This is a genomic window from Variovorax sp. BGA-UO-ETr-C22 (assembly GCF_059567965.1).
Genome location: NZ_JCAQPA010000006.1, coordinates 95,698 through 120,725 on the forward strand (window position 1 = coordinate 95,698; position 25,028 = coordinate 120,725).

The 25,028-nt window shown below is 72.8% G+C and carries 13 protein-coding genes; 10 read left to right on the forward strand and 3 right to left on the reverse strand.

Going from position 1 to position 25,028, the window contains the following annotated elements; genetic code table 11:
* Positions 1–7 precede the first annotated feature (7 nt).
* Genes AC57B8_RS02100 through AC57B8_RS02115 form a run of 4 tightly spaced genes read left to right on the forward strand, consistent with a single transcriptional unit; the run spans position 8 to position 6,243 of the window.
* On the forward strand, positions 8–1,933 hold the full coding sequence (locus AC57B8_RS02100; protein WP_496478512.1) for a TolC family protein: 1,926 nt from the start codon (positions 8–10) through the stop codon (positions 1,931–1,933).
* 14 nt (positions 1,934–1,947) lie between these two features.
* On the forward strand, positions 1,948–2,745 hold the full coding sequence (locus AC57B8_RS02105) for an efflux RND transporter periplasmic adaptor subunit (RefSeq protein ID WP_496478513.1): 798 nt from the start codon (positions 1,948–1,950) through the stop codon (positions 2,743–2,745).
* Positions 2,746–2,773: 28 nt separating this feature from the next.
* The gene (locus tag AC57B8_RS02110) at positions 2,774–4,126 is read left to right on the forward strand and encodes an efflux RND transporter periplasmic adaptor subunit (RefSeq protein WP_496478514.1); all 1,353 of its coding nucleotides are present in this window, start codon (positions 2,774–2,776) and stop codon (positions 4,124–4,126) included.
* Positions 4,120–6,243 (forward strand): site-2 protease family protein, encoded by a 2,124-nt coding sequence (locus AC57B8_RS02115; RefSeq protein WP_496478515.1) that lies wholly within the window; start codon positions 4,120–4,122, stop codon positions 6,241–6,243. Before AC57B8_RS02110 ends, AC57B8_RS02115 begins: the two co-directional genes overlap by 7 nt.
* Positions 6,244–6,303: 60 nt before the next feature.
* Here AC57B8_RS02115 and AC57B8_RS02120 read toward each other — a convergent pair whose 3' ends face one another.
* A complete protein-coding gene (locus AC57B8_RS02120; protein ID WP_260684871.1) occupies positions 6,304–6,438 on the reverse strand; it encodes a hypothetical protein in 135 nt (44 codons plus the stop codon).
* 149 nt (positions 6,439–6,587) lie between these two features.
* Here AC57B8_RS02120 and AC57B8_RS02125 point away from each other — a divergent pair, with 149 nt between their 5' ends.
* A complete protein-coding gene (locus AC57B8_RS02125) occupies positions 6,588–7,085 on the forward strand; it encodes an arsenate reductase/protein-tyrosine-phosphatase family protein (protein WP_496478516.1) in 498 nt (165 codons plus the stop codon).
* A 17-nt stretch (positions 7,086–7,102) separates the two neighbouring features.
* On the opposite strand, the gene AC57B8_RS02130 is transcribed toward AC57B8_RS02125, so the two are convergent.
* The gene (locus AC57B8_RS02130; RefSeq protein WP_062482657.1) at positions 7,103–7,423 is read right to left on the reverse strand and encodes a hypothetical protein; all 321 of its coding nucleotides are present in this window, start codon (positions 7,421–7,423) and stop codon (positions 7,103–7,105) included.
* Between the two features lie 266 nt (positions 7,424–7,689).
* Between AC57B8_RS02130 and AC57B8_RS02135 the strand changes: the two genes are divergently transcribed.
* Complete coding sequence (locus tag AC57B8_RS02135) at positions 7,690–7,947, forward strand: hypothetical protein (protein WP_062482654.1); 258 nt, start codon at positions 7,690–7,692, stop codon at positions 7,945–7,947.
* Between the two features lie 243 nt (positions 7,948–8,190).
* Here AC57B8_RS02135 and AC57B8_RS02140 read toward each other — a convergent pair whose 3' ends face one another.
* Positions 8,191–8,562 (reverse strand): hypothetical protein, encoded by a 372-nt coding sequence (locus tag AC57B8_RS02140; protein ID WP_496478517.1) that lies wholly within the window; start codon positions 8,560–8,562, stop codon positions 8,191–8,193.
* A gap of 235 nt (positions 8,563–8,797) precedes the next feature.
* Between AC57B8_RS02140 and AC57B8_RS02145 the strand changes: the two genes are divergently transcribed.
* From AC57B8_RS02145 to AC57B8_RS02160, 4 genes are all read left to right on the forward strand, one after another.
* On the forward strand, positions 8,798–9,532 hold the full coding sequence (locus tag AC57B8_RS02145; protein WP_496478518.1) for a secretin and TonB N-terminal domain-containing protein: 735 nt from the start codon (positions 8,798–8,800) through the stop codon (positions 9,530–9,532).
* A gap of 4 nt (positions 9,533–9,536) precedes the next feature.
* Positions 9,537–10,097 carry an RNA polymerase sigma factor gene (locus AC57B8_RS02150; protein ID WP_095745876.1) on the forward strand — a complete coding sequence of 187 codons (561 nt, stop codon included), beginning with the start codon at positions 9,537–9,539 and terminating at the stop codon, positions 10,095–10,097.
* Positions 10,087–11,085: a FecR family protein gene (locus AC57B8_RS02155; RefSeq protein ID WP_496478519.1), complete on the forward strand. Its 999-nt coding sequence runs from the start codon at positions 10,087–10,089 to the stop codon at positions 11,083–11,085. Before AC57B8_RS02150 ends, AC57B8_RS02155 begins: the two co-directional genes overlap by 11 nt.
* Before the next feature lie 153 nt (positions 11,086–11,238).
* On the forward strand, positions 11,239–24,894 hold the full coding sequence (locus AC57B8_RS02160) for a filamentous hemagglutinin family protein (protein ID WP_496478520.1): 13,656 nt from the start codon (positions 11,239–11,241) through the stop codon (positions 24,892–24,894).
* The last annotated feature ends 134 nt before the right edge of the window (positions 24,895–25,028 follow it).

Here is a 25,028-nt window from a genome sequence, read left to right on the forward strand (position 1 = left end):
TCGAACCATGTCCTACCCATCGAGCACCATGACCGACATTCACAAGCACCCCGCGTCGACCTTCCGTTTCCCCCTGTCGTGGACCGCCGCCGCGGCCGCGCTGATGCTGGCCGGCTGCAGCATGACGCCGGTGCAGCTCACGCGCGACGAGATCGTGGTGCGCGTGCGCCATGACCAGAAGCAGCTGTACAAGGACCAGGCCGCGGTCGCCACGCCCATGACCTATTCCGAGGTGCTGGCGCGCGCGCTCAAGTACAACGCCGACTACCGCCTCAAGCTCATGGAGTCGGCGCTGGCGCGCGGCCTGCTCGACGTGTCGGCCGCCGACATGCTGCCCAAGCTGGTGGCCGACGCCGGCTACAACGACCGCAGCAACGACTCGGGCGGCACCAGCATCGGCATCGAGGACCGCGTGGTGAGCCTGCGGCCCTCGACCTCGGAGCAGCGCTCGCATTACTACGGCCGCGCCACGCTGTCGTGGAACGCGCTCGATTTCGGCATCAGCTACTTCCGCGCCAAGCAGGCGGCGGACGAGGTCAACATCTCGGAAGAGCGCCGCCGAAAGATCCTGCAGAACATCGCGCAGGACGTGCGCAGCGCCTACTGGCGCGCCATCGGCGCGCAGCAGCTCATCGGCGACGCGGACCGGCTGGCGGTGCGCATCGAAGATGCATTGAAGAAATCGCGCGAGGCCGAGCGCGCCGGCGTGCTGCCGCCCGCGCAGGGCCTGGCCTACCAGCGCGCGCTGCTCGATGCGATGTCGCTGGTCAACGCCAAGCGCCAGGAGATGCAGTTCGCCAAGCGCGAGCTGGCCGCGCTCGTGAGCCTGCCGCCGGGTGTCGACTTCACGCTGGTCGAAGGGCCGCAGGACGGGCGCGCGCCGGTCACGCTGGACATCGACAAGCTCGAGGTCGCCGCGCTGGAAAACCGCGCCGAGCTGCGCGAGGAAGACTACAAGGCGCGCATCGGCATCGCCGAGACCAAGAAGCAGATCGCCTCGCTGTTCCCCAGCCTGAACCTGTATGCCGGGGCGCGCTACGACTCCAACTCCTTCCTCTACAACAGCAACTGGAGCGACGCGGGCGTGAGCCTGTCGATGGACCTGTTCCGGCTGGCGGCCATCCCGGCCATCAACCGCACCAACGACGCGCGCAAGAAGACCGACGAGGCCCGCCGCCTGGCGCTGACCATGGCGGTGGTCACGCAGGTGCGCGTGTCGGCCGAGCGCTACAAGCTGGCGGTGGTCGACCAGGAGCTGGCGGCCGAATCCAGCCGCGTCGACCAGCGCATGGCCAGCGTGGCGCGCGCCGGTGCCAGCAACCAGCTCGAGAGCGAGCTTGAGGCGCTGCGCGTCGATGCGCGCGCGCTGGTGTCGCGCTTCCAGCTGGCCACGGCCTATGCGGCCACGCAGACCTCGTACGGCCGGGTGCTCAATTCGGTCGGCATCGACCTGATGCCGGCCACGGTGGCCAGCACCGACATCAAGACCGTCGCCAGGGCCATCGAGCAGAGCATGGCCGAAGGCGAGAAGGCGGTGTTCCTCGAAGCCGCGCTGATCCCGGTGCGCAACCGGCCGGTGAGCGTGCGCGTGCGCGACCTGCCGTCGGGCGTGAGCGAAGCGGCGGTGCGCGGCGCGGTCGAGCGCATCGTCATGCGCAACGAGCTGGTGGCCTCGGGGGCGGCCGATGCACTCGTGCTCACGCTGGCCTTCCAGCGCAAGGTGCCGCAGCAGCGCGGCACCACGCGCGCCCAGTGGCGGCTCACGCTGGCCGAGCCGGGCGGGCGCGAGCTGCTGTCGCAGAACTACGCGAGCTACGTGCCGGCCGTGACGACCGAAAGCGCCGTGAGCGCCTTTGCCGAGGCGGCGACGCTGTCGGTGATCACGGACGTGCGCCGCCTCGCGCGCACGGGCGCCACGGTGACGCAGAAGTGAAAGCGAGCCCGCCCTTGAAACCGTCGTCCTTCTCCGCGCTTCGCATCGGCGTGCTCCTGGCGTGCGCACTGGGCGGTGCCCTGCAGGCCGGCGCCCAGCCGGCCCCCGCCCCGCGCAGCGCCCCGGCGGGTGCGCCGGGCAACCTGGCGCCGGTGCGTTTTCTCGTGGTGGCCGCGCAGGAAAGCGTGCTCTCGGCCTCGGCCCCGGGCCGCTTCGCGAAGGTGCCGGTGAGCCTGGGCGACACGGTGCGCGCGGGCCAGGTGCTGGCCGCCTACGAATGCGACGAGATCCAGGCGCGCCGCGCCGCCGCGCGGGCCGAGCACGAGGCCGCCAAGGTGCAGTACGTGGGCAAGCTGAAGCTGCAGGGCCTGCAGTCGGCGGCCGAGATCGAGGTCGAGCTGGCCGCGGCCAACGTGAACAAGGCGCAGAGCCAGGTCCGCATCTTCGACGCGCAGATCGCGCAGTGCAATTTCGTGGCGCCCTTCGCCGGCAAGGTGGCGCGCGTGCATGTGAAGGTGGGGCAGGGCGTGAACCCCGGCGCGCCGGTGGTCGAGCTGGTCGGCAACGGGCCGCTGAAGGCGCGCATGAACGTGCCCTCGCAATGGCTCGCGTGGTTGAAGACCGGCCAGCGCCTGGACGCCACGGTCGACGAGACCGGCGCCGCCGTGGTGCTGAAGGTCACGCGCGTGTCGGGCCGCGTGGATGCGGTGAGCCAGACCATCGAGATCGAGGCCGAACTCGCGGGCGAGGCGGCCGGCCAGGTGCTGCCGGGCATGAGCGGGCAGGTGCGCGCGCCGGTCGGCAGGGGATGAGCGCCGCGCGCGGCAAGGGCGGAGCGTCGTGACCGATCTCGCGTTCCATGCGCTGGCCGCCAAGGTGCGCGCGGCGCAGCGCCCGGCCGACCTGGCCTTCCTGATCTGCAACGAGACCCACGCACTTGCGCCGTACCGGCAGGCCGCGCTGGTCGGCTTCTTCGGTGCGCGCCGCACGCGGCTGGTGGCGCATTCGGGGCTGGCCGATGTCGAGTCCGACTCGCCCTATGCGCTGTGGCTGGCCTCCGTGGCCGACCACCTGAAGGCGCGGCTGGACGAACTGCCGGCCGCCGCGCGCGTGCTGGCGCTGTCGCCCGGCATGCTGCCGCCGGCGCTCGCCGCCTCGTGGGCCGACTGGCTGCCCGACCAGGTGTGGGTGCTGCCCATGGCCGACCCCGACGGCCGCGCGCGCGCCGCGCTGTTCCTGGCGCGCGAGGCGCCGTGGCCTACCGAGTTCGACGCCAAGGCGCCGGAGTTTTTGCTGCTGCAGGCCGCCGCGATGTACGGCCACGCGTGGTGGGCGCTGACCGGGCGCCGCCGCTCCATCGGCACGCTGCTGCACGAAGCGTGGGCGCGCAAGCCACTGCGCCGGGCGCTGGCGCTGCTGCCGCTCGCGCTGCTGGTGCCGGTGCGCGAGTACGCGCTGCTGCAGGCCGAGGTGATCTCCACACGCAGCCAGGTGATCGCCTCGCCGCGCGACGGCGTGATCCGCCGCATGACCGTGCCGCCCAACACGCCGGTGGTGGCCGACCAGACCATCGCCGAGCTCGACGACACCACGCTGGACAACCGCCTGGCCGTGGCGCGCGCGGCGCTGTCGACCGCGCGGCTGGAACTGCACCAGGCCTCGCAGCGGGCCATCGAGTCGCAGTCGGCCAAGGCCGAGTTGAGCCTGGCCGAAGGCAAGCTGCGCGAGCGCGAGGTGGAGGTGGGTGCGCTGCAGCGCGAAGTGGCGCAGCTGCAGATCAAGGCGCCGGCGGCGGGCGTGTTCGTGTACTCCGACCCCGACGACTGGGCCGGCCGTCCGGTGCAGACCGGCGAGCGCGTCGGGCTTCTGGCCGACCCGGCCGTGCTCGGCGTGCAGGCCTGGGCGCCGGTGAGCGAGGCGGTCAACCTGGCGCCGGGCGCGCCCATGACGCTGTTCCTGCGCGTGGCGCCGCTGGACCCGGTGTCGGCCCGGCTCGACCACGCCGGCTACCAGGCGGTCGAGGCGCCCAACGGCGTGGCGAGCTACCAGCTGCGCGGCCACCTGAGCGAGCCCTCGGGCGTGGCGCGCATCGGCCTGCGCGGCACGGCGCGCGTCTCGGGCGAGTGGACCGTGCTCGGCTACCTGCTGCTGCGCCGGCCGTTCGCGGCGGCGCGGGAGTGGTGCGGATGCTGAGCGGCACGGCGCCCGCAGGCCGTGGCGCCCCTGCGGGCGCTGCAGCGCCGCCGCCGTGGCCGGCGCTGCGCGAGGAACTGCAGATCCACCCGGCCGGCGCCAACGGCGACGGCTCGCCAGCCTGGCATGTGTGCGACCCGGTGCGCAACCTGTTCTTTCGCATCGGCTGGCTGGAGTTCGAGATCCTGCAGCGCTGGCCGATGGCCGACGCCGCGCGCATCGCGCAGGCGATCGAACGCGACACCCCGCTGGCGCCCGACGCCGACGACGTGGCGCGCTTCCAGGGTTTTCTCGAACAGCACCAGCTGCTGCGCACCGTGCGCCGCAAGCCGCCGATGCCGGCCTGGCGCTGGCTGCTCAACAACTACCTGTTCGTGCGCATTTCGCTGGTGCGGCCGGCGCGGCTGCTCGAGAAGATGCTGCCCTGGGTCGAGTGGCTCTACAGCCGTTGGTTCGTGGCGCTCAGCGCGCTCGCCGCCGGCGTCGGCGTGCTGCTGGCCGCGCGGCAATGGGACACGGTGGCAGCCAACCTGCGCGGTGCGCTCAGCTGGGAGGGCGTGCTGGGCTTTGCCGGCGCGCTCGTGGTGTCGAAGCTGCTGCACGAGATGGGGCACGCGCTCATGTCCACGCGCCACGGCGTGCGCGTGGGGCACATGGGCGTCGCGCTGCTGGTGATGTGGCCGATGGCCTACACCGACACCGGCGAAAGCTGGAAGCTGGCGCGCTCGCGGCACCGCCTGGCCATCGCGTCGGCCGGCATCTGCGCCGAGCTGGTGCTGGCCGCGTGGTCGACGCTGTTGTGGGCCTTCATGCCCGACGGCGACCTGCGCAATGCGCTGTTCTTTCTGGCGACGACGGCCTGGGTGCTGACGCTGGCCGTGAACGCCAGCCCCTTCATGCGCTTCGACGGCTACTACATGCTGACCGACGCACTCGATTTTCCGGGGCTGCACGAACGCGCGGGACAGCAGGCCCGGCGCGCGCTGCGGCGCTGGCTGCTGGGCTTCGACGATCCATCGCCCGAGACGCTGACGCCGGGCTTCCGGCGCTTTCTCATCGCCTTCGCTTTCGCCACCTGGGTCTACCGACTGGTGCTGTTCATCGGCATCGCGGTCGTCGTTTACCACGCGTTTTTCAAGGCGCTGGGTGTGTTCCTTTTCATCGTCGAGATGGGCGTGTTCGTCGTGCGGCCGGTGATGGCGGAACTGCGCGTGTGGCACGCGCGGCGCGGCGAGATCAGGCCGCGGCGGCGCCTCGGCGCGGCGCTGCTGCTCGCGTTCGTGGCGGTCGTGCTGCTGGTGCCGTGGCACGGCGGCATCTCGGCGCCGGGCGTGATCCGGGCCGGCGTCGAGCAGCCCGTGTTCTCACCGTATGCGGCGCGGCTGGCGGCGATGGAAGCGAACGACGGCGCGGCCGTGGCGGCGGGTCAGTCGCTGGTCACGCTCGAAGCGCCCGGCCAGACCGAGGAGCGCGAGAAGGCGCGCGTGATGTCCAGCGCCTACGCGCGCGCGGCGCGCGGCGCCATGGGCCTGGAAGAACGCCCGGCGGCGCAGCAGGTGCTGGCCGAGCAGCAGGCCAGCCGCTGGGACACCGAACGCCGCGCGCGCGACGCCGAGCTGCTGCGCCTGCGGCTGGTGGCGGCGCACGGCGGCACGCTGCGCGACGTCGATCCGCTGCTGCAGTCCGGCACGTGGGTGGCGCCGTCGCAACTGATGGCGATGGTGGTCGACGGGCGGCGCTGGCGCGTGGAAGCGCTGGTGCCCGAGCACGACCGCCAGCGCCTGGCGGCCGGCAGCCGCGCGGTGATCCTCGTGAAGGGCCGCACGCGCAAGCTCGAAGGGCAGGTGCGCGCCATCGACAACAGCCCGGTGCGCCGGCTGCCGCACCTGCTGCTGGCGCAGGACCACGGCGGCCCGATCGCGCTCAACCCGACCGCGCAGAAGAAAGACCTGCGCCCGGCCGAAGCCTGGTTCCGCGTGACGGTGGAGGGAGAAGACGACGCGCCGGTCGATGGCGTGCGCGAGGTGCGCGCGCATTTCGAAGGCACCCGCGAGAGCCTGGCCCGCCGCTGGATCCATGCGGCGACCTCGGTGCTGATCGAGCAGTCGGGGTTCTGAACAAGCGCGCCCGCTTGCGCCGGCCGGCCACGTGCCGGCAGGCGATGCCCGCGGTCTGCCTTACAGCCGGGTGTGCTCGGAGCGCGGCAGGCGGTCCTGGTCGGAACGCAGGACTGCCAGCATGCTCATGAGCGTCACGCCCGCGGCAAGACCGACCAGGAAAGCAAGCACAACGAGGGAGGGGTCGGTTGTCATGCGGTTCTAACGCCGACCCATCCCGCAAGGTTTACGAGTGTTTACACTTATTTGTCATGTCTGCAGGTCCGGGGTAAACAGGCGTCTGCAAAAGGGTCCCTGTGCTTCGGCACCCACCTGCCACACGGCGTGGCTATAGTCGTTCGACCATGCAGAAACGGATCGAGGTTGTCTTTGTCTCGCGGCGCAATTCGCTGCGCAGCGTGCTGGCCGAGGCCTGTCTTGCCCACCTCGATGCGAAGCGCTTTTCGGTGCGCTCGTGCGGGCAGCCGGGGCGGCTGGCGGCGGACGTGCACCCCGCGGCCGTCGAGGCACTGGGCAGCGCCGGCATGGCCTTGCCGATCTCGCCGCCGCGCAGCTGGGACCTGCTGGCGCGCGCGGGATCGCACAACGCCGATGTCGTCATCACGCTCGACCCCGCGCTCGAACCGCTGCAGCCGCGCTGGCCCGGCCAGCCCGATGCGGCCCTGTGGCCTTACCCCGACGTGGCCGGCGCCCACACCGGCCCGGACGACGCGGCGCATGGCGCGCTGCAGGTGCTGTATTCGCTGCGCCGCCGGCTCGAGTTGCTGGTCAACCTGCCGCTCGCGGGCGCCGACCGCAGCGCGCTGCGCTCCGACATCCGCGACATGGCGCACATGCGCTGACGCGCTGACGCGCTCCGCTAGGGAGCGGCGAGCCGCAGCACGAAGGTCTTGGTGTGCGGGTCGGTGAGAAACACCTGCGCCACCTGCCAGGCCTGCGCATGCGCGTCGCGCCAGGCGGTGGCGTACTTGATGTCCAGGCGGGTCATGGGGGGCTCGTCGAGCCGCTCGAGCCGGCGCCAGAGCCGGTAGCAGTGCGCGACCTGCCGGGGCGAGCCGAGCAGTTCCTCGAGTTTGATGCGGTAGGTGAATGCCGCCACCATCACGTCGCGCACCGTGACGTTGCGGCCCTCGACTTCGATGGTGTAGAGGTGCTCGGCGGAGTGGATCTCGTCCTTCATGCGGCGGCGCGGAAATCGGGGCGGACGGTGTCGACCTGCGGGGCAGGCCGGTCGGGAGGATGCGCAGAAAGAGGGAGACGGATCACGGCCGCTCCATCCTAGATGGCACGCTGTTTCGGCGCGAGTGCCGAAAGTCATGCGGATGTTCACACATGGTGTCCCTTTGCGCGAAGCGCGTGAAATTGTTATTAAACGAAATTAAATGCTAATACCTAGGAACTATGTCCTAGGGCGGCGCCGGCAGTAGCCCTAAGCTCCTCACTGACATGAGCGCCACACAGCAACATCTTTTCGTCGAACTTTCCGACGGTTGGTCCAGCGAGATCGACATCCGCCAGACCACCGGCGGCCGCTATGCCGGCGTGGCCGAACTCCGCCTGCGTGGGCTCAAGCGCGGCGTGCTCGTCTTCATGCAGCAACCCTCGCTGGACGCCGCGGTCGCGCGCGTGCGACTGCGGGCCAGCCAGTTCGCCCGCGAGCGCCTGTCGCTCGCCGAAGCCCGGACCGGCGCACGGGCGAGCTGACCGGGTTCACCCGCACCCGCCGCACCTGCGGTTGAAGTTTTTCTATCCCGGCCATCGGGATTGCCAAACCCGCTGCGCCCGCAAGCGGCGCACCATCGAGGCTCACGGATCTCACCGATGGAGCACACGACATGTTGAAGACCTTCAGGAAAGCCATGGGCGTCGCCATTTCGCTGGCCGGGTTCGTGGTGCTGGTGACCCAGCAACTCTGAACGCCCGGCCTCTTTTCCCGCATGCCGCCGCTCAGGGCCGGGGCGGCAGCAGCGGCGAGGTGTACACCGCCGGCGGCGGACGCTGCGGATACACCGAGGTGCCGAAGGTGTTGCCCATGCGGTGCCCGGTCGCCGCGCGGTTGAACAACCCCAGCTGATTGCCCGGCCGCTGCGTGATCGCTTCCGAGGCCAGCCCGGGCGCCGCGTCGTCCGGCCCGCGTGTCGGCAGGGTGGGTGCGAGCTTGCGGGTCAGGCAGTCGTAGGCGGGCGTGCGCTCGCCATTCACCACCACTTCGACGCAGCTGCCGTCGGCCTCGCCGCCACCGGAGGGCGGCGTCTGCGCCTCCGCGCCAGTGCCGATCACCGAGAGCATCACGCCGAACAGCCACACACCGACGCGCATCGTTGCACTCCAGGAAAAAAAGAAGAAGGAACGCCGTGCCGCGATCACGGCCAACCGGGCAGTCTGGGCCCCGTGCAAGTCAGGAAGAAGACGGAATCTCGCGAGGTCGGAAGTGTGAACGAAACGTCACATGTCGGTCATGCACGGTCGCTAGTCTCGCCCGCACGCTCACCCGGGCCGCACGGCGGACGGCCGCTTTCCAGACCCTTCGTTGCTGCTGTTGATCCTCCGTCACATGACACGTACTTCCGCATCGGGCGGTGGCCTGACACTGTCCTGGTGCCTCGTCATGGCGCTGGTGATGTGCGCCGCCCACGCCGCGGCAGCCGACGACATGGCGAGCGACGCGCCGGCGCTGCATTTCGATCTGCCGGCGCAGCCGCTGGCGCGCTCCCTCGCCGTCTTCGGCCACCTCACCGGGCATTCGGTGCTCGTCACCAGCCGCCTCACCGACGGCCGCGAGGCGTCGCCGGTGCAGGGCGACTTCGCACCGCGCGACGCGCTGCAGCGGATGCTCGCGGGCACCGGGCTGGTGGCGCGCTACACCGGCGCCAGCGCGTTCACGCTCGTGCCCGCACAGTCGGCGACCGCCGTCCCCGACGAACGCGCGCCGGCGGGCGCCGCCCCGGCCGGCAACGTCCCGGCCTTGCAGGCTTACGCGGCCGTCCTGCAGGGCGCGGTCACGCGCGTGCTGTGCATCGCGCAGCCCGACGCCTTCGGCCGCTACCGGCTCGCGGTCCAGTTGTGGATCGACCCGGCGGGCGCCGTCACCGAGGCACGCCTGCTCGAGGGCAGCGGCGTGCCGGCGCGCGACGCAACGGTGCTCGCCAGCCTGCGCACGCTCGGCCTGGACACGCCGCCGCCGGCCGCGCTGCCGCAGCCCGTCACGCTGCTGCTGACCCCGCGCCCCGACCCGGCGCGCGACTGCCGGCTGTACCTGCGCGCGCGCGCGGCCGGCGCTGCGGGCTAGGCGCATGTCCGAATCGATCAAGGCCTCGCTGCGTGCGCTGTTCCTCGCGCGCTATGCGCAGTTCCGCAAGCACCTGCACCACCGCCTCGGGTCGGAAGACCTCGCCAACGACGCGCTGCAGGAGGCCTACCTGCGCGTGGAGAACTCGACCGTGCGCAGCGCCGTGCGCTACCCCTCGGCCTACCTGTTCCGCATCGCGCTCAACGTGGCGGAAGACCAGCGCAAGAGCAATTCGCGGCTGCTGAGCGTGGGCGAGGTCGAGGCGCTGTACGACATGGCCGACGAGGCCGCCGACCCCGCGCGCGGTGCCGAGGCGCGCAACGAACTCGAGGCGCTCGAGCGCGCGCTGGCCGAACTGCCGCGCCGCCGCCGCGCCATCGTGCTGGCCGCGCGCGTCGACGAGATGCCGCACAAGGACATCGCGGCGCGCTACGGCGTGTCGGCGCGCACCGTCGAGAAGGAATTGCGCGCCGGCCTGGAACATTGCTGCGAGCGGCTCGGCCGGGATTTCATCCAGCGCTTCGGTCCTGGCGCCGGAAAACAGTCTCCCCATGATGACCGCTGAAGAACCCCAGGCGACCGAGGCCATGAAGCAGACCCTGCAACGCGAAGCGCAAGCCTGGGTGGTGCGGCTCGGCTCGCAACAGGCCACCGAAGACGACGCCCAGGCCTTCCGGCGCTGGTGCGCGCGCAGCCGCGACCACGCGCAGGCCTTCGTGCAGGCGCGCCAGGTGTGGCAGGCCATGGCGCCGGCCGCGCAGCGCGTGCGCCAGCAGGAAGCGCGCGAGGCGGCCCGCCGTCTGCCGGTGCCCGGTCGCCGTGCTTTCCTGGGCGGTGCGGTCGCGGCGTCGGTCGCCTACCTCGCGGTGTCGCCGCCGCTGGCGCTGTGGCCCTCGGTCGCCGAATGGGGCGACGACTACCGCACTGCCACCGGCGAGCAGCGCGAGGTCGCCATGGGCGACGGCGTGGTGCTGCAGATGAACACGCAGACGCGCATCAACCTGCGCCGCGGCGCGACGCCCGAGCTTGCAGGCGAGGCCATCGAACTGGTGTCCGGCGAGGCCGAGGTGCTCGCCGGCGGCCCGGCCTCGGCGCGCGTCACGGTCGCGGCGGGCGGCGGCACGGTGTCGGCGACGCGCGCGCGCTTCAACATCCGCCACCTCGACGGCGAGGTCTGCGTGACCTGCCTCGCGGGCCAGGTCGATGTGGCGCAAGGTACGCAGCAGGCGCGGCTCGACGAAGGCCGGCAGCTGCGCTACGGCCCCGCGGGGCTCGGCGTCGTCACCGGCGTGGACACCGGCCCCGTCGTCGCCTGGCGCCGCCGCCAGCTCGTGTTCGACCAGGTGCCGCTGTCGCAGGTGGTGGCCGAGGTCAACCGCTACCGCCACGGCCGGCTCATCCTCACGAACGAGGCGCTGGGCCGCAGCCGCGTGCAGGCCAGCTTCTCCATCGACCGGCTGGACGACGTGGCCTTCCTCGTGCGCGACGTGTACGGCGCCGAACTCACGCAGCTGCCCGGCGGCATCGTGCTGCTGGGCGCCGCCAGCGCCTGAGGCGCGTCGCAGCGTGCCGATCCGCGCGTTCGTGAAGATTTCGTGACATGGTGCAGTCGCGCCGGACCTTCGCTGTCATAGCTCGGTAGTCCACGGGCCCTTGCGCTTCGTGGCCCCGATCGAGCAACGAAACACGAACCCATGGAAGTCCGCATGCAACGCAGCAGCCGCCGCACGGTGTCCCGGCGCAATCCGCCGAACGCGTCCTCTTCTTCTTATTCGTCTGCCGCATCCGCGCAGGTCCGGCTCACGCCGCTGGTGCGCGCCATCGCGCTGCTGCTGGCCGGCGGCGCCGCGTTCGACGGCGCGCAGGCGCAGCAGGCGTTCAGCGGCGCGTGGATGGCGCAGAAGAACATGGCGCAGAGCACCGCGCTCGCCACCGGCCGCCTGCCCAACGGCCTGCCCGCCGCGATGCTCGCGGGGCCGCAGGTGCAGCAGCAGCGTGCCAACGAACAGCTGCAGCAGTCCCTCGGCAACCTGAACCTGGCGGCGCGCGCCATCGCGGCGCAGCAGTCGGCGCAGGCCGCGGCGCGCGCCGCCGCGCAGCACGACCCGTCGGTGCCCGACGGCCTGGCCGAAGGCGGCCTGAAGGTCGACACCAATTCGCTCACCGCCGGCTGGCACAACGCACGTCCGCTCACGCCCGATTCGCAGCGCCTGGCCGCAGGCCGCACGGTCGTCACGGTCGAGCAGACGGCCGACAAGGCGATCCTCAACTGGGAGACCTTCAACGTCGGGCGCAACACCACGGTGAAGTTCGACCAGCAGGCCAGCTGGTCGGTGCTCAACCGCGTGAACGACCCGAAGGCGCGGCCTTCGCAGATCCAGGGCCAGATCCAGGCCGACGGCACGGTGATGGTCGTGAACCGCAACGGTATCGTGTTCAGCGGCAGCAGCCAGGTCGACACGCGCAACCTCGTGGCCGCGGCCGTGGGCATGAGCGACGCGCAGTTCAAGCGGGGCCTGTACAGCGAAACGCGCGGCAGCACGCAGGTGCCGGTGCTGGCCAACGACGTGGTGCTCCACGCCACCGGCGCCACGCACGGCGCGGCCACCGCCGACGTGGTGGTGGAGCCCGGCGCGCGCATCGCCACGCGTCGGCCCACCAGCGTGACCGAGGGCGGTGGCTACGTGCTGCTGGCCGGGCGCGAGGCGCACAACCACGGCAACATCACGACCGCCAACGGCCAGACCGTGCTGGCCGCCGGCGACGCCTTCGTGATCCGCAAGGGTATGGGCACCGACGGCAACAGCGACTCGAGCACGCGCGGCAACGAGGTCGATCCGCTGCGCCTGGGCGGCAGCGCCGCCGGCCGCGTGCGCAACACCGGCCTCATCGCCGCGCCGACCGGCGACGTGACCCTGGTCGGCAAGACGGTGGAGCAGCAGGGCGTGCTGCTGTCCAGCAGCTCGGTCAACACGCGCGGCACGCTGCACCTGCGGGCGGTGGGCGAGGCCGGCGAGGCGCGCGTCACGCTGGCGCCGCAGAGCACCAGCGCGATCGTGCTGGAGAACGACGGCGCGACCGCGCTCGACGTGCAGCGCGACACCCTGCTGAAGGACTCGATGCGCCTGAGCGACGGCGGCTACAACCGCCGCGACCAGTCGCTGGTGAAGATCGACTCGGCCGGCGACATCGACTTCGACGGCGGCTCGCTCACCCTGGCCACCGGCGGCCAGGTGCAGGCGCGCGCCGAGCGCCGAACGCGCGTGGCCAGCGGCGCCGCCATCGACGTGGCCGGCGCGGTCGGCGTCGGCGTGGCCATGGCGTCCAACAACGTGAAGATCAACGTGCAGGGCAACGAGCAGCGTGATGCGCCGCTCAACCGCGACGGCAAGCGCCTGAACAACCTGGACATGTGGATCGACCGCCGCGACCTCGTGCGCGTGGCGGCCGGCGTCAACGGCTACGCCGGCGAGCGCTGGTACACCGGCGGCGGCCTGCTGGAGGTCGGCGGCTACCTCAACACCGACGGGCACACCGTCGGCGAATGGGCCGCGTCGGGCGGCACGGTGGCCTTTGCCGGCGGCGAGCTGGTCACGCAGCGTGGCTCGCGCATCAACGTGGCCGGCGGCACGCTCGACGTGCAGACCGGCCGGCTGCAGCAGAGCTGGCTCAAGGGCCCCGACGGGCGCCTGTACAACCTGTCGACCGCGCCGGCCGACATCGTCTACACCGGCCTGTACCGCGGCTTCGAGGACGAGCACGCGCGCTGGGGCAAGACCACCACCGGCTACTTCTACAACCCGCTGATCGCGCCGCGCGAGCGGCTGGAAAACGGCTACACCGTGGGCCGCGATGCCGGCCAGGTGCAGGTCGGCACGCGCGCCGCAGTGCTCGAAGGCGACATCGACGCCACCGTGTTCCAGGGCGAGCGCCAGCAGCGCAAGCGCGATGCGGGGCTGGACAGCTACCGCCAGCTGCAGACCGCGGCGCCGCTGGCCGGGCGCCTGGTCATCGGCGGCGTGGCACCGGTCTACGACGCCGCCACCGGCCTGCTGCGCGACAACCCGTCCGCGCGGGTCGACCGCGTCACCTTCGCCGAGGCGCCGATCTCGCCCGCCTCGCTGGCCGATGCGCTGGCCGCCGGCGAGGCACTGCCGAAGGACCTCGCGGGCCATGTGCGCATCGACAGCCAGTGGCTGCAGCGCCAGCGCCTGGGCGGTGTCGTCGCCTATGCGAACGACACGGTGGCGGTGACGTCGGCCCTTGCCGTCGCGCCCGGCGGCAGCATCGCGCTGCACGCACCCACGGTGGCGGTGGAGGCCGACCTGGTCGCGCGCGGCGGCAGCATCGCGCTGGGCGACCTGGTCAGCCGCTTCGCCAGCGCCAACGGCGGCAGCTGGGTCGACATCTCCATTGCCGACGTGCTGCCGGTCGGCTACGCGCCGCGCGTGGCGGTGGGCGAGGGCGTGCGGCTGGATGCGCGCGGCCTCTGGAGCCACATCGCGCAATCGCCCGATCGCATCGAGGGCCTGCCTTACGTGGATGGCGGGCAGGTCACGCTGCGCAGCACCGGCGATGTGGTGCTCGGTGCGCGCAGCCTGGTCGATGTGTCGGGCGGCGCGGCCCTGCTGGCCGGCAACGAACTGCGCGGCGGGCGCGGCGGCGACGTGACGTTGATGGCGGCCCAGCCCGGCAACGAAGGCGCGGGCCCGGGCACGTTGCGCATGGACGGCGAGCTGCGCGGCCACGGCGTGAAGGGCGGCGGCAAGCTGACGCTGGCCAACGGCGCGGCCATCGGCATCGGCGAGCTGCCCGCGGGCGGCGACGGGCAGCTCGCGGCGGGGCGCAGCAGCACCGTGCACCTGCGGCTGGCCGGCGACTACGTGATCGCGGCCGGCAGCGAGATCCCGATGGACTTCGCCGTCACGGTGTCGCGCGCGCTGCCGGGCGAGGCGCTCAAGGAGAGCGTGCAACCCGGCGTCAGCAACGCGCGCACCGTCATCACCGGCGCCGACTGGGTGGTGCCGTCGGGCACGCAGGCGTTCCTGCTCGACGGCAAGGGCTACGAGCCGGGCCAGACGGTGCCGGCCGGCAGCGTGCTGGCGGCCATCACCCTGCTGTCCCAGGGCTACGTGCTGCCCAAGGACGTGTTCCCCTCGGGCCTGCCGATCCCGCCCAAGACCACGTCGTACAAGGCCGGCACGGTGGCCGCCGCCGACACCGTGATGCCCGCGGGCACGCCGATCGTCGCCGGCACCGCGCTGCCGCGCGCGGTCGCGGTGCAGCCGCTGCTGCGCCTGGACACCGACCTGTTCCGCAGCGGCTTCGCGCAGTACACGGTGCGCGGCCAGGACGGCGTGGCGGTGGCCGACGGCGCGCGCGTGGACGTGCGCATGCCGGTGCAGCGCTTCGACCCGGTCGCCGGCGCGCTCGCGCCCACCGGCGCCGACCCGTCCATCGCGCTGCCGCTGTGGATGCCGCCGGTGTACCAGGACGATCCGGTGAAGCAGAGGCTCACCCAGCGCGCCGGCGCCGACCTGACGCTGGAGGCCGGCACGCGCTACCAGCGCGCGCCGCTGGTGGTGGGCGAGGGCGCCCACATCGCGCTCGACCCGGGCCGCACGCTCACGCTGCGCGGCAACGACCAGATCACGGTCGATGGCACGCTCTCGGCCTGGGGCGGGCGCGTCGCGCTGCTGCCGGGCGAGCACGGCATGGGCAACGCGCGCAACCTGGCCGACGGCATGCCCAACGCGCGCTCGTACTGGATCGGCGAGCACGCGCTGATCGACGTCGCCGCGCGCCCGGTGGTGGCCACCGACGCGCGCGGCCACCGCTACGGCCAGGTGGCCAACGGCGGCACCATCGAGATCGGCGCGCGCCATGTGCTCGATGCCACGCAGGTGGACGCGGCCGATGCCTTCGTGGTGCTGCGCCCCGGCGCGCGGCTGGAGGCCTCGGGCACGTCAGCGACGCTCGACCTGCCGGGCCGTGGCGCGACCGAGGTCGCCAGCCACGGCGGCACCATCGCGCTGAGTTCCTTCCGCGGCCTGTTCCTGGACGGCGACCTGCGCGCCGCGGCGGGCGGCGCGGGCGCGGCCGGCGGCATGCTGGCGCTGAACCTGGACACGCCCATCTACGGCACGGTGGCGCGCTACAACCTGAAGGGCGAGAACGTCGACGACGCGGTGCGCGTGCCGCGCGAGATGCTGCTGGCGCAGGTGCAGGGCCGCAGCGCGGTGGCCGACGCCGCCGGCCTGCGTCCCGGCCAGGCGCACGGCGCGCTGGCCTACGGCACGGCGCGCATCGGCGTCGACCGCATCCACGACGGCGGCTTCGACAACCTGTCGCTGCTCAGCCACGGCATGCTGTCCTTCGACGGCAGCGTCGATCTTTCGCTGGGCCAGAGCCTGCGCCTGACCACCACCGCGCTGGCCCTGGCCGAGGCGTCCGCGCCCGATGCGCGCGTGGCACTGGCGGCGCCTTACATCCGCCTGGCCGCCAGCGGGCGCACCCAGATCGACGACTACATCCTGCCCAACCCGGTGCTCGGCTCGCGCAACGCCGGCGGGGGGGCCGGCACGCTGGGCGTGCCGCTGGTGTCGGCCGGCAGTTCGCTGCGGCTGGACGCGCAGCTCATCGACCTGGCGGGCATGGTGCAGCAGGGCGTGCGCGGCACCATCGTGCGCAACGTGCCCGAGGAGCTGGTCGTGGAGCGCAACGCCTTCGACCGCACGCTGCTGCGCAGCAGCGGCGACCTGCGCTTCTCGAACAACGCCAGGTTCTACGTGCCGGGCGACCTCACGCTGGCGGCGGCGCAGATCTACCCGGCCACCGGCGACAGCGGCCTGGTGCAGGTCGGCCAGCGCAACGTCATCGACAAGTGGGGCACCCGCCAGGCCGAGATGGACATGAACCGCCGGCTGGTGATCGAGCGCGTGGGCGACACGCCGGCCATGCCGCAGTCGGCCTTCGGTTCGCTCACCTTCCACGCCGCCCACATCGAGCAGCGCGGCGTGCTGCGCGCGCCGCTGGGCGGCATCGCGCTGGGCAGCGTCTTCGGCGACACCTCCACCAGCACCGTGCAGCTGCATGCGGGCAGCCTGACCTCGGTCAGCGCCGACGGGCTGCTGATGCCCTACGGCGGCACGCAGGACGGGCTGACCTATCTCTTCAACGGCAAGGACGTGGCCTACCGCGTGCCCGGCGTCGGCCCGGCCATCACGCTGTCCGGCCACGCGGTGGACGTGCGCGAGGGCGCGGTGCTCGACATGTCGGGCGGCGGCACGCTCACCGGCACCGCCTTCCTGGCCGGGCGCGGCGGTTCCACCGACGCGCGCATGCACCCGCTGGTGCAGGTGGGCGCGCAGCGCAAGGGCTTCGTGCTGCCCGGCCTGGCCACCAACCCGGTCTATGCCATCGTGCCGGGCGTGCAGCCGCTGCAGGCGCCGCTCAACGCGGAGAAGGGCGCGAGCGATCCGGCACTGGGCCGGCAGATCACCGTCGGCGCCGGCGTGCCCGGCCTGCCGCCGGGCCGCTACACGCTGATGCCCTCTACCTACGCGCTGCTGCCCGGCGCCTTCCGCGTCGAGCTCAACGGGCTGGCCGCGCAGGTCGGCGCGCCGGGCAGCGCGACGGCGATGCGCAACGGCTCCTACACCGCGCCCGCGCAGCTGGGCGTGGCCGGCACCGGCATCCACGACGCGCTGCCGCTGCAGGCGGTGTTCACGCCGGGCGACGTGCTGCGCACCTACGCGCAGTACAACGAGACCGGCTATGCCGACTTCGCCGTGGCGCAGGCGCTGCGCGACGGCGTGCCGCGCCCGCTGCTGGAGCGCGACGCCAAGGCGCTGCGCTTCCAGTTCGGCCTGAAGGGCTCGGCGGGCGAGATGCCCGGCGAACCCGCGCTGCGCTTTGCCGGCACCGCGCGCTACGCCACGGTGGGCGACGGCATGGGCGGCACGGCGCTGGTGCTCGGCGGAACGGCGCGCTCCTTCGAGGTGCTGGGCGACGGCGCCGCGCCCACGCCGGACTTCAAGGGCACCTCGCTGCACGCGCGCGACCTCAACGCCATCGGCGCCGCGCAGCTGGCCATCGGCGGCGCGCCGGCGGGCACCTTCGTGCAGGACGCCACCGCGGCCGACCGGCTGAGGGACGCCAACCGCCTGGGCTTCAGCGGCGCCGCTGAGGGCATCGTGCTGCGCGAGGGCGCGGTGCTGCGCGCGGGCGAGGTGTTCCTGGTCACCGACCGCCGCGACTCGGGCATCACCGTCGAGTCCGGTGCGGGTATCGACACGCTGGGCCGCGGGCCGGCGGCCTGGGACTCGCGCCGCGGCTATATCTACGAGCCGGGCTTGCGCAGCGTGCTGGCGGTGTCCAACGGCTGGATCGACATCCAGCCACCGTCCGCGTCCAGTGGCGGCCAAACGGGCCCCGGCCGCATCGACATCGGCGTGTGCGCCCCCAGCGGCAACTGCAGTGCCGGCGCGCGACTGTATTCCGAAGGCACCATCACCGCCGCCACCGACCAGGCCTTCACGCTGGGCGAAAGCACGCGCTACGGCACGCGCAACCTGGTGCTGGCACTGGGTGGCATCAACGTCGGCGGCGAACGCGCGCTGGGCGATGCCGCCGCGCGCGGCGCGCTGCCGCCGGGCCTGACGCTGAACCAGTCCGTGCTCGACCGCCTGCTGCGCGGCGACACCAGCACCGGCGCGCCGGCGCTGGAGAACCTGGTGTTCACCGTGCGCGACGCGGTCAACTTCTTCGGCTCCACGCAGCTGTCGACCATCGACCCCGCCACCGGACGGTCGACGATCTCGCGCCTGATGCTGACCACGCCCGCGATCTACGGCTGGGGCGATGCCGACAGTGTGGCGCGCATCCACACCGACGTGCTGGTGTGGAACGGCACGCGCACGCCGCCCGGCCTGGTGGCCACCGGCGGCGCGGGCACCGGCAGCGGCCGGCTGCAGATCGACGCCCGGCGCATCGAACTGGGCGCCGCGCGCGACATGCGCGTGGACACCGTGCACGACATGGACCGGCTGGTGCTGGGCTTCGGCGAGGTGCAACTCAACGCGAGCGAACAGGTCACGGCGCGGCAGAAGGGCTCGCTCTCGGTCTACCAGTCGCAGGGCGCGTGGGACGAGGCGGCCAAGGGCCATGTGCGCACGGGCGGCGCGCTGCGCATCGACACGCCGCTGTTGACCGGCGAGGCCGGCTCGGTGATGCGCTACACCGCCGGCGGCGACGTGCGCGTGGCCGCGCCGCAAGGCATGCAGCCGGTCGCGATGACCGACGCCGAAGCGTCGCGCGCGCTCGGCGCCGAGATCGCCATCGACGGACGCAGCGTGGCGCTCGACACCGCAGTGGTGCTGCCCAGCGGCAAGCTGGTGCTGCGCGCCGACGGCGACGTGCAGCTGCACGACGGCGCGCGGCTGGACCTGGCCGGCCGGCGCCTGCGCTTCTTCGACGTCGACAAGTACAGCTGGGGCGGCGACGTGGAGATCGAAAGCCGCACGGGCAACGTGCGCCAGGCACAGGGCGCGCAGATCGACCTCTCGGCGCAGAACAACCGCGCCGGCCGGCTGGCCGTCACTGCGCTGGGCGCGGGCGCCGGCCAGGTCGAGCTGCTGGGCCGCATCGCCGGCGGCAGCAGCGGCGAGTACGACGCGGGCGGCACGGCGGTGCCCTACGCGGCGGGGCGCATCGACGTGCGCGCGCAGCGCCTGGCCGACTTCGCCGGCCTGAACCGCCGCCTGACCGACGGCGGCGTGGTCGGCGAGCGCAGCTTCCAGCTCAAGCAGGGCGACCTGGTGGTGGGCGACGAGCTGAAGGCGCGCGAGATCAACCTCTCGGTCGACGGCGGCCGCCTCACCGTGGCCGGCACCGTGGACGCTGGTGGGGTGCAGGTCGGCAGCATCCGGCTGGCGGCGCGCGACGGCGTCACCATTGCCGGCAACGCGCTGCTCGATGCGCACGGCACGCGGCTGCGCGTGGACAGCTACGGCCAGGCCATCGAGGCGCCCAACCGCGCCACCATCGAGATCGACAGCGGCAAGGGCCGGCTGGTGCTGGAGAACGGCGCGCGCATGGACCTGCGCGCCGGCACCGATGGCACGCCGCGCGCCTTCGGCACGGTGGAACTCAACGCGCCGCGCCTGGGTGGCGCGCGCGGCAATGACATCGACATCGACGCCGGCGGCACGCAGCGCATCGAGGGCGCGCGCACGATCACCGTCAACGGCTTCTTCCGCTACGACGACGCGCCCACGGGCACCGACCCGGACATCAGCGGGCGGCCCTACCAGCGCATCGACCAGGCCTACCTGCAGGCCAAGCACGAGGACAGCACGGCCTTCATGCGCAACGTGCTGGCCAACGGCGCGCTGGTCGACGGCCGGCTGGCCGGCCTGCGCGCGTACGGCGATGCCTTCCACCTGCGCCCCGGCGTGCAGATCGTGAGCCGCACGCCCGACGGCGACCTGCAGATCGACGGCGACCTCGACCTTTCGGCCTTCCGCTACGACAGCCTCAATGCGCGCACGCAGCGCACCGGCGTCTACGGCTCGGGCGAGGCCGGCGCGCTGGTGATGCGCGCGGGCGGCAACCTGAAGATCCACGGCAGCATCAACGACGGCTTCGACACCTCGGCGCTGCCGGCCACGCGCGACGACGACGGCTGGGTGCTGCTGAAAGGGCGCGTGCCCTTCGGCGGCGACGTGGTGGTGCCGCGCGGCGGCGCCGTCACGCTGGCCGAGAACACCTTCCTGCAGCCCGGGCGCGCGCTCAACTTCCAGGCGCCGCTCAAGGCCATGAGCCTGGCCGCCGGCACCGTGCTGCCGGTGCGCGCGGTGCTCACCGAGGGCTACACGCTGCCCGCGGGCACCGTGCTCGGCGGTGCGGTGCGCGATGCGTCCGGCCAGGTCCTTCATGCGGCCGGCACCGTGCTGGCGCAGCCGCTCGTGCTGGGCGCGAACATGCAGCTGGACCCCGGCGTGCGGCTGGCGGGCGCGGCCAAGGTCGGCCCGATGCTGTGGCCGGTCGGCGTGCCGCTGCCGTTCCCCGACGGCGCCGTGCTGGACGTCAACCAGCCGCCGTTCTACCGCTACAACGGCCCGGTGCTGGCGCGCGAGGTGCCGCTGCAGCGCGGCGCCGTCATCCCGGCCGAGACGGTGGTCGTGCTGCCCGGCGGCGCGGCGTCGGTCCGGCTGCGGCTGGCCGACGGCGACGGCAACCAGGGCCGCAACTTCGCCATCGCGCCGATGCTGGCCGAGGGCTCGCAGTCGTGGTCGATGCGCCTGGTGGCCGGCGCCGACACGCAGGCCGCCGACAGCCGCGCGCTGCAGCCGCGCGGGCCGCAGCGCGACCTGCTGCTGGCCGACACGCACTACGGCAACGCCTTCACGAAGCAGCTGGTCTCCGGCGGCAAGGTGTGGTCCTGGAACCAGCAGGCGGCCGACGAAGGCTGGGGCAGCTTGGGCAGCGTCCTCACGCCGGAGGAGGTGTCCTGGGGCATGTGCGACATCGGCTATTGCGACCTGGTCTCCGAGACCCCCGAGGTCTGGGACTTCAAGTCCTATCCCGTGCGCCAGCCGCTGTTCAGCGTGGTGCGCACCGGCACCGGCGACCTGGACCTGCTGGCCGGCAACGACTTCACGCAGCGCTCGCCCTACGGCATCTACACCGCCGGCACCCGCGCCGCGGCGCGCGCCGACGACGCCGACTTCCACCTGCCGCGCGCCAAGGGCCCGCAAGGCACGGTGCTCAACGGCGGCTACGACATCTTCGAGCAGTTCGTCGACAGCCAGAGCCTGTACCGCGCCTGGTACCCCGACCACGGCGGCAACCTGCGCATGCGCGTGCAGGGCGATGCGCGCGGCGACACCATCGGCGTGCGCGGCAACATGCGCCGCACGACCGACGAACTGGGCATCTTCCGCAAGCAGATGCCCAGCGCCATGCTCGGCAACTGGCTGTGGCGCCAGGGCACCGGCAGCGTGGTGCCGGGCGCCGAGGGCGTGCCCACCGCGTGGTGGATCAACTTCGGCAGCTACGTCGCGGGCCACGAGGGCACGACCTACGACCTCGGCGGCCTCTGGCCCTACCTGGTCGGCTTCACCGGCATCGGCACGCTGGGCGGCGGCAACCTGGTGTTCGAGACCGGCGGCAACGCCGGGATGATGGAGCAGATGGGCGACCACAGCGCCACCTACGTGGCGCGCAGCCAGGGCCTGCATCTCGCCGTGGGCAGCACCGGCCGCGTGACGCGCGCGGGCGAGCTGCTGCTGACCGGCGGCGGCGACCTGGACGTGCGCATCGGCGGCACGCTGAACCCGGCGCCCGAGGTGCGCGCAGTGCCCGCCAGCACCACCTGGCAGGCCGGCAGCCTCCAGCGCTACGACCGCATGCGGCTGGACCTGAACGGGGTCTTCGCCAACCTGCGCGGCGCGCTGCGGCTGGAAAGCGGTGCGGTGGGCGGCATCGAGCTGGACTTCGGCACCCCCGGCCCGAAGGACTCGCGCGCGCTCAGCCCCTACGTCGCCGGCTCGTCGATCGCCTCGGGCGGCCCGGTGCTGATCCCCGGCGATGCCGGCGTGCGGCTCGACGCGCGCGGCGACCTGGTGCTCGGCGGCGTGGCCGATCCGGGGCGCGTGCCCACGCTCACGCACGGCACGCCCTTCAGCGCCAACGGCACGCAGCACCGGGGCGAAGGCTGGACCTGGTTCTCGCTGTGGACGCCGTCGACCGCGATCGACCTGTTCAGCGCCGGCGGCAACCTCACGCCGACGCTGGGCTGGACCGACCTGGGCGATCGCACCAACCACCAGGCGACCGATGGCCGCTTCGTCTACCCGGCGGTGCTGCGCGCGCTGGCGGCCAGCGGCAGCTTGTACTACGGCAGCGCGAGCTCGGGCGTGCGCGACGAATCGAGCAACGGGCCGGTGCTGTCGCCCTGGAGCCTCACGCTGGCGCCGTCGCCGGTCGGCCCGCAGTACGCGGTGAAGCGCACCGCGCAGCTGGAGCTGCTGGCGCGCGACTCCATTCATGCGGCGGGCTACACCGTCACGCCCTCGGGCGCCGATCCGTCGCGGCTGGTGGACCCGTTCCAGCCGGGCTTCGCCGCGCTGGGCGGCGAGCTCTGGTACGGCCGCGAGCTGATCCACAACACGGCCGCCGACGCGCTGCTGCCCTCCATTGCGCTGGACGGCCAGAATTCGTGGCTGCGCTTTCCGCTGTTCACGCTCACCTCGCCCAGCGTGGCCGACGTGGCGCCGGCGGGCCAGCCGCCGTCGCGCTTCTATGCGCTGGAGGGCGACATCGTGGGCCTGCGCACCGGCTCGATCGTCTACCGCGGCTCCAACACCGGCGTGGCGACGCCGAACGGGCTCTGGTACGAAGGGGCGGGCCCGGTGGCGATCCGCGCCGGGCGCGACATCGTCGGTGCCGGCACCGCGCTGGGCGAGGTCGATCTCGTGCCGTCGGAGGGCGCGGGCTGGCGCGGGCGCGATTTTCCCGGCCGACCGGAACTGCCGCCGCAGCCGCAGACGCTGAACGCCGCCTCGGCGCGCGGCAACCTGATCGTGCACCGCCATGCCGACGACGTGTCGGTGGTGGAGGCCGGGCGCGACATCCGCAACAGCAGCTTCCACATCGCCGGCCCCGGCGAGCTGGTACTGAGCGCCGGGCGCGAGCTGTACATGGCCGACAAGGGCGAGCTCAAGAGCCTGGGCGCCATCGTCAACGTGAAGCCGGGCGACCGCAGCAGCGGCGCCGGCATCTCGGTGGCGGTGGGCGTGGGCCGCGACGGGCCGGACTGGGCCGGCTTTGCCGCGCGTTACCTCGACCCCAAGCGCCGCGCCGCCAGCGGCCAGCCCTTCGCCGACCAGCCCGGCACCGCGCTGTACAGCTACGGCGGCGAGCTCACGCTGGCCGGCTGGCTGTCGCAGCAGTTCGGCTACGGCGGCGACGAGGCCGGCGCCGATGCCTACCTGAAGCGCAAGCAGGCCGAGATCGACGGCCAGCGCAGCGAAGGGGGCGGCAGCACGCGCCGCGACCTCGTGCGTGAGTTCGGCCTGGCCGAAGGCCTGCACCTGGTGAACTGGCTGCGCGACCGCTTCGGCGGGCGCAACAGCCAGGGCCGCCACTTCGACGCCGCCACCATGGACGCGCAGGCCTTCTTCGCCGCGCTGCCGCCCGAGCAGCAGCAGGTGTACCTGCGCAACGTCTACTTCGCCGAGCTGCGCGCCGGCGGGCGCGAGTACAACGAAGAGGGCGGCCCGCGCCGGGGCAGCTACCTGCGCGGGCGCGAGGCCATCGCCACGCTGTTCCCCGCGCAGGGCGCCGACGGCAGCGCGCGCCGCTACCAGGGCGACCTGACCATGTTCAGCAGCGCCAACTACTACGCGAGCAGCTCGGACCCGTTCACCAAGCGCCCGCAGGCCGGCAAGAGCTACCTGCGGCGCGACGCCTGGACGGCCGCCGGCCGGCCCAGCGACATCGGCGTGTACGACGCGCTCGACGCTGGCATCCACACCAACTTCGGCGGCAACGTGAACATCCTCGTGCCGGGCGGGCGCACGCTGGTGGGGGTGGACGGCGGCTTCGTGCCGGGCGAGGGCTCGGGCGTGCTGACGCAGGGCGCGGGCGAGGTGCAGATCTACTCGCTGGACAGCATCCTGCTGGGCCAGAGCCGCATCTTCACCACCTTCGGCGGCGGCATCCTGGCCTGGTCGGCGCAGGGCGACATCAACGCCGGGCGCGGCTCCAAGTCGACCGTGGTCTACACGCCGCAGCGGCGCCTGTACGACGACGCCGGCAACGTCAGCCTGTCGCCGACCACGCCCAACACCGGCGCCGGCATCGCCACGCTGAACCCGATCCCCGAGGTGCCGCCGGGCGACATCGACCTGATCGCGCCGCTGGGCACCATCGATGCGGGCGAGGCGGGCATCCGGGTGTCGGGCAACGTGAACCTGGCGGCGCTGCGCGTGGCCAATGCCGAGAACATCCAGGTGCAGGGCAAGTCCACCGGCGTCCCGGTGGTGGCGGCGGTGAACGTGGGCGCGCTCACCAACGCCAGCGCCGCCGCCTCGCAGGCCGCCACCGCGGCGCAGGACGCCGTGCAGCGCGACCGCGCGGCCCAGCGCCAGGCGCTGCCCTCGGTGTTCACCGTGCGCGTGCTCGGCTTCGGCAACGAACCCGCGGGCGGCGAGGGCGGCGGCGGTGGTGCCGGCCGCGAGCGCAGCGGCGCGGCCTACGACCCCAAGGGCGTGGTGCAGGTGCTCGGCGCGGGCGCGCTCACCACCGCGCAGATGCAGTCGCTCACGCCGGGCGAGCAGCGAGGGCTGAAACGCTGAGCGGCTGAACCTTTGCGCTACCCGCGCAGGCGGAAAAAACAGAAGGGCCTCCCATGCGGAGGCCCTTCTTCTTATGTGCGCGAAACCCGTCGCGCCGGACCTCGTGCCGATTTCTTGATGAAGTTTTCGTGACA